Annotated in this window: 6 protein-coding genes; all 6 read left to right on the top strand. The window is 34.3% G+C overall.

All coding sequences use genetic code 11. The features are described from left to right. Positions 1 to 50 precede the first annotated feature (50 nt). Positions 51 to 914, top strand: coding sequence for a tellurite resistance TerB C-terminal domain-containing protein (locus tag RQ907_RS06835; protein ID WP_311492631.1), 864 nt, complete (start codon positions 51 to 53; stop codon positions 912 to 914). Then, the gene (locus tag RQ907_RS06830) at positions 907 to 2,229 is read left to right on the top strand and encodes a BREX system ATP-binding domain-containing protein (RefSeq protein ID WP_311492630.1); all 1,323 of its coding nucleotides are present in this window, start codon (positions 907 to 909) and stop codon (positions 2,227 to 2,229) included. Before RQ907_RS06835 ends, RQ907_RS06830 begins: the two co-directional genes overlap by 8 nt. Further along, entirely contained in the window at positions 2,226 to 4,310 is a 2,085-nt protein-coding gene (locus RQ907_RS06825) for a DEAD/DEAH box helicase (protein WP_311492629.1), read from the top strand. The genes RQ907_RS06830 and RQ907_RS06825 overlap by 4 nt, the downstream gene beginning before the upstream one ends. Positions 4,311 to 4,367: 57 nt before the next feature. Continuing rightward, a complete protein-coding gene (locus tag RQ907_RS06820; protein WP_311492628.1) occupies positions 4,368 to 5,090 on the top strand; it encodes a hypothetical protein in 723 nt (240 codons plus the stop codon). Next, a complete protein-coding gene (locus tag RQ907_RS06815) occupies positions 5,087 to 5,833 on the top strand; it encodes an ABC transporter ATP-binding protein (protein ID WP_311492627.1) in 747 nt (248 codons plus the stop codon). Before RQ907_RS06820 ends, RQ907_RS06815 begins: the two co-directional genes overlap by 4 nt. Beyond that, positions 5,830 to 6,459: ABC transporter permease (locus RQ907_RS06810; protein ID WP_311492626.1), on the top strand; the 630-nt coding region annotated here is incomplete at its 3' end. The genes RQ907_RS06815 and RQ907_RS06810, both read left to right, overlap by 4 nt.

Here is a 6,459-nt window from a genome sequence, read left to right as displayed (position 1 = left end):
CAACCTCAAACCAAACACAAAAATCCTATTCATAACCTTTGGCAAAACCAATGGTAGTAAATTTACAAATTTTTATGGAATACCAGTTGGTTTACCTTGATAATTTGAAAGATTCGAAGATAGAAGAAATTTACCTAGCCTACCTTAAGGAAAACCCAAAAAAGTCAGCTGACATTGCGGCCTTTATAGGAAGCTTAAGCTTAGATAGGCAGGTGGAAGTCCTTAAGTCATTTGAAACTAGGGATAATTACGGAGAAATTTTAGGAAATCTTTTAAAAAATGATTTTACTCCTATTAGGGTTTTGGGCCTAGTTTATCTTTTTAAAAACAAGTTAGCAAAGGCCAAGGATAAAAAAGCCTTGTTTGAAATTATTAGAGAAGAAAATTTTGAAGAATTTTTATCTTTGATCAAGGATAGGGATTTTGATATAGACTTACTTTCAGATATTTTTGACCTAAAAAAGGTCAAGGCCAAGAGGATTAAGTTAAATAAAAAACTTGTAAAAAAATCTAGGAAGGATTTGTCGAAGACAGTAGCAACCATAAACGATTTTGTTGGCGAGGAAGATTATGGTTTAGAAAAAGATGAGGAAAAAAATTTAAGTGATGACTCAGAAAATCTCATTGAAGATGATAAAACTTTAGGCTCTAAACCGGAAAGCTTTGACGGAGAAGAAAAAATCTCTCAAATGACTAGGAACTTTTTGGGAAAAATTTTAGATGAAGGTTTTATTTCAAAGGACGAGGCGACAGATCTTGCCCTAGAAGAAGGCCTATTCCTGAATGTTTTTATTAATAATATGAATGATGAATTATATGAGTTCACAAATGACCAAACCCTGGTAATTGAAGGGGATAGGGTTTTAATTGATGAATTTTATGTGGATATGATAAAGGAGTTAATTGATGGATAGGATTAATCCTAAAGAAGCAAGCACAATTATAAAAAGTTTGGAAGCTGGTGTTGTGCCTGATATGGGGCTCGGCCACCTCTTGGTCGGTAGGAAGGCTGAGGTTTGCGAGCTGATAAAGATTTTAGGAAATGTTGAAAATGGAGATTCCGATCTCAGGTTTTGGGTAGGAGACTTTGGTTCTGGCAAGTCTTTTATGTTAAAAACCATAGAAAACCTCGCCCTTTCAAAAAATTTTGTCGCCTCAACCATTGACCTAAATCCGTCTAGGAGATTTTACGCAAGTGATAGAAAGGCGGTGAACCTTTACTCTACCATTATTGAAAACCTAAAGACAAAAAATGCTAGGTCTGGCAATGTGATCGAAATAATAATAGAGGAATGGATTTCAAATATTTTTGCAAGCCTAAATCGAGACAAGGCTTATGAATTAAAAGACCTAATGGCAGGTAGCCATAGGGATGAAGTCATGGGTGTGATTTTAGAAACCCTAGGAAAGTTTAAGGCGGTTGGCCTTTCCTATGAGCTAGGCCAAGCTATTTCTAAATACTACCAAGGCTTTATTAGTAATAATAGGATTTTAAAACTCAAGGCGATTAGGTGGATTAGGGGAGATATCACCACCAAAACTGAGGCAAAAAAAGACTTGGGTATAAATGAAATAATAAATGACGATAATTATTTTGAGGCTATAAAAAACTTGGCTGAGCTTTTCCAAGAGATTGGCTATGCAGGTTTTGTCATAAATTTTGATGAGGCGGTAAATCTATATAAACTTCCTCACGCCACAACTAGGGAAAGAAATTACGAAAAGATTTTAAATATTTATAACGAATGCAAGTCCAACCTTGCCAAGGGACTTTTTATCAATTTTGGGGCAACAAGAAAGACTGTTTTTGATGAATCGAGGGGCCTTGCTTCTTATGGAGCCCTAAAAGGCAGGCTGGGAAGTGAGTCTTCTATGGATAGTGATTTTGTAAATACCAACAAAACTGTCCTTGGCCTTAAGGTTTTAAGTGCCGAAGAAATCTATACCTTGCTAGAAAATTTGGTAAATATTTACAACACCCATTATAAAACACAAATAAATTTTTCTAGTTCTGAGATTGTCTCCTACATGGAAGGTCAGCTAAATAGACCGGGTGCAGATGAATTTTTGACTCCAAGGGCAGTTATCAAAGACTTTATAGAAATTCTTGATATAAAAAGGCAAAATCCTCAAATTGGGATCCCAGACCTCCTTGCTGATAAATTTGGCAACATCCTTCCAGTTTCCAAAGACCCCGACAATTTGGATGATGAAATAGAAATCCTATGACAAGTTCTTATGATTTATTAGCGAGGGATATGAGAAAGTACATCTATGAAAAGGGATGGCCTTCTCTTACAAAAATTCAGGACGCTGCAATCAAACAATTTTTCACTACAGAAAATAATTTAATTCTTGCAGCACCAACAGCTTCTGGAAAGACCGAGGCAGCCTTTTTGCCAGCCATATCCCAGGCTATTGATTTAAAAACCAAGCTAAAAATTTTATACATTTCACCCCTCATTGCCCTTATAAACGACCAATTTAAAAGGATTACTGATATGTGCGAAGACCTTGATATCCCTGTCACCAGCTGGCATTCAGAGGCATCAGTCAGTCAAAAAGAAAAATTAGTGGAAAATCCAGCAGGTATTTTACTAATCACACCAGAATCCCTCGAAGCTATGGTTGTAAGCGATAAGAGGAGGGCTGAAGTTCTTTTTAAGGATTTGGACTTTATTATAGTTGATGAAATCCATGGCTTTTTGTCTTCCAATAGGGGACTTCAGTTAAAATCCCTCCTTGTAAGACTAGAGGCTTATACAGAAAAAACTTCCAGAATGCTGGGACTTTCTGCAACTATTGGGGATAAAAATTATAACCTGGCAAAAAGTTTTTTCCTAAATGGGAGGGAAACTAATATCCTCCTAGATAGGTCAAAAAATGATCTGGTGACAAGCCTTGATTACATAGAAAGCGAAGATGTAAATGAAGAAATTGCCCTAAAGATTTTAGAATATTCTTTAGGAAAATCGACCCTAGTCTTTCCAAATTCCAGGGCTAAGGTAGAAAAATTAGCCTACTTACTAAAAAAACTTGTGGCAGAATATGACATTAGGGTTTTTTCCCACCACTCTTCAATTTCTAAACTAAAACGAACTGAAATAGAATCTTTTGCAAAAACCAGCAGGCAAGATTTTATAATAGTAGCCACATCTACCCTAGAACTTGGCATTGACATAGGGGCAGTTGATCAAGTTATCCAAGTAGGGTCAGCAGCCTCAGTCCTTTCCCTTTCTCAAAGGCTCGGAAGGTCTGGAAGGAGAATTCGAAAATCAGTCATCCATCAAATCGCTACTGATAAGTGGGATTTAATTCAGGCCTTGGCATCATTGATGCTTTTTGAAGAGGGAAAACTCGATAAAATTGACATTCCGAGAAAATCTTATGATATTTTTGCCCACCAGGTTCTATCGACCCTCCTTGAAAAAAATGGACTTCTTATAGAAGAATATTATAAGTTAAACCAAGATTTAAAATCTTTTTCTGATATTTCTGATGAAGAATTTAAAGTCCTAAGTGATTTTTTAATAAAAAAAGATTTTATAGAGGAAATCGATGGGGAATATATAGTCGGCAAGGAAGCTGAAAAACTAATGACTATGGGCTCTTTTTACAACCAATTTGTTAGCAAAAAAACTTATAGGGTTCAAACTGACAAGCAAGTCTTGGGAGAAGTTGAACTTGGGGAAAATTTAAGGATTGCTGATAGGATTTACCTTTCAGGTCAAGTTTGGAAAATAGAAGCCATTAACCACAAGAGTCGAAAAATAAAAGTAAGCCTTTCTGATAAGGCCAACGCAAGGAGTTTTGCAGGATCGGGTGGTTTTGAAATTAGTGGGGAAGTAAGGGCAAAGATGGAAGAAATTTTATTGGATTCAAAAGATTTCAACCTTGACGAGATGATTAAAGAAACAATTTATGACCTAGGCAAGGAATTAAAAGATGAATCCTACCACTTTGTAGACTTTGATGGAAAAATTGGACTTAGGACCTTTAGGTCAACGAAAGTTAATAAGACCCTAGCCCTAATGTTAAATATCAAAACAAAGTCCCTTGATTATTATGTAGAAGATAAGTCCTCAACTATTCTTGGCCCTAATATTAAAAAAACCTTTGAGAACTTAAAAGTAAATCCTGTAGGAGATTTTGAAATAAAAGAATTTCTCATGGATGAACCGAGACTTACAGAAGGCTTTATTTCCCTAAATAAGTTTATGGTCCTTGTGCCAGAAGAATTGAAAATTACCTATATTATGGAAAATATTTTGGATTTGGAAGGGGCTAGAGAATACTTACAAAATTTGTAATTAAACTTTCTTATTTTTTGTGATATTATTTATCTAACAAAAAATAAGGAGGATTTTATGAAACACATAAAGGAAATGCTACTTATAGGTCTAATAGTTTTTGGTGGAGTATATTTAAGCGCAGCTGGATCTTTTGGTCAAAGAGATTATGAAAACGAACTTAGGGATAGGAAGGTCAAAGTTCAAGAATATTTAAGCAAGGCTAAGGGAATAGAAAAAGAGTTTGTAGAAAAATATCTAAATCACGAGGATGAAGATCCGAGTGTGATTGTTAGTGAAACTACAAACCTTGATACAGGCGAGTCATTTAAATATATACAAGCGAGAGATTCAGAAAAAAATATTGAGATTGATGGCAAGCTTAGCGGAATAGTCTTTTTTAGGAAGGGAAGTGAAAGGTTTTGGATAAATACAAAAGAAAAAACTTATTACACTGATACTTATGATTATAGCAAAAATCCTAAGGAAGATTTGATAATTTCTAGTAATGAAGAAATGATTTACGAAAAATTCCTAAGTGGCTATGAGAAAAAAGTCGAAAAAATTGGTGATACCTATAAAATGACTTACCTTGATGATTTGAATAAGGGATCATATGATATCTATGATGAGGATATTAACTTAATTGAATCTTTCACAGACAACAGCCAAGGTAGGTGGAAAGAAGTTATTGTTTCAAAATCCGCAGATGTTAATGAAATATACGAAAAACTCCTAGACCTAAAAGACACCTATACAAGGGTTGATGATTTAGGTCAAATAAAAAAAGGTAAGCAATGAAATTTGAGAGAATTTTAAAAGTAGAAAATCTAGAAAAATATTATGGCAAGGAAGATAAGAGGGTCTTATCAAACCTAAACTTTGACCTACTTGAAGGCGAGTTTTTAGGGCTAATGGGCAAGTCCGGTTCAGGAAAGACAACAATCTTAAATTGCCTTGCAAGCATAGGGTCCTTTAACAAGGGCTCTATTTCCTATTATGATAAGGATATCTCCTTATTTAAAAGAAGGGAAATTTCTACTTATAGAAAAAATTCCATCGCCTACATCTACCAAGATTTTAAACTAATAGATATTTTAACTGCCTATGAAAATATAATTTTGCCTTTAAATATTTCCAATAAAGCAATTGATAAGGCAAGGGTTTTAGAAATCGCAAAAATTTTAGAAATTGATGGCATACTTAATTCTTATCCGGAAAGTCTGTCAGGTGGGGAAAAACAAAGGATTGCCATAGCCAGGGCTCTTATAAAAGATTCAAAAATTATCCTTGCAGATGAGCCAACAAGTTCCCTAGATAGTTTCTTAAGCCATAAGGTCCTAAGGCTCTTAAAAACTTTTAACAAGGTCCATAAAAAATCCCTTATCATGGCAAGTCATGACCTAAGGGCGATTTCTTTTACAGATAGGGTTTTATTTCTAAATGATGGCAAGATTTACAATGAGCTAAGGCGCAAAGAAGGCGAATCTAGGGAGGAATTCCTAGCCAGGATTGAAAATGCAGATAGGAAGTTTTTGCGATGAAAAGAAATGAGTCCAGCAAAAGCCTATATATCTTGATTTTTATAATAACTTCGATAACCTCTTACATAATCTTGTCAATAGATAAGTCTGAGGTTTATTCTTATATTTACGAGGAAAATAGGTACTACCTCCTTGATACAGTCAGGTTAATCTACTTAGTTTCCCTTATTTATATTTTTATTTTGATTTATTATGCAAGTTTTTATAAGATTTGCGAGAGGAAAAATGACTTAGGACTTCTGATGGCAGAGGGCCTTAGCAAAAAGAAATTATTTAGAATGCTCTTTAAAGATTCCCTAAAAGACCTTTTAAAGGCAAATTTTTTAGGGATATCCTTGTCTGTCTTTATTAATGAATTTATAAATCTTTTGACAGCAAAGGTCCTAAGAATGGGTTTGACTTTCCATAATTTTAGCATATCCTTTAAGGCTATTATATTTACCTTGGTCATAAGTATCTTATTAAATAGTCTTTCTATTTATACTATTGTAAGAGATTTTTATAAGAAAAATCCTGATGAAATTTTTAGGGGAGAAATAAGGTCAAGGTCTGATTCCTTTTTGTTTTTGGCCCTAGTTTTATTTTTGCTAGGAACAATTTTAAATTATGATTATTTTTGGGAAGAT

Origin of the sequence: uncultured Anaerococcus sp. (assembly GCF_963510575.1) — a bacterium.
Taxonomy (GTDB): Bacteria; Bacillota; Clostridia; order Tissierellales; family Peptoniphilaceae; genus Anaerococcus.
This window is presented reverse-complemented; position numbering and strand designations above follow the sequence as displayed.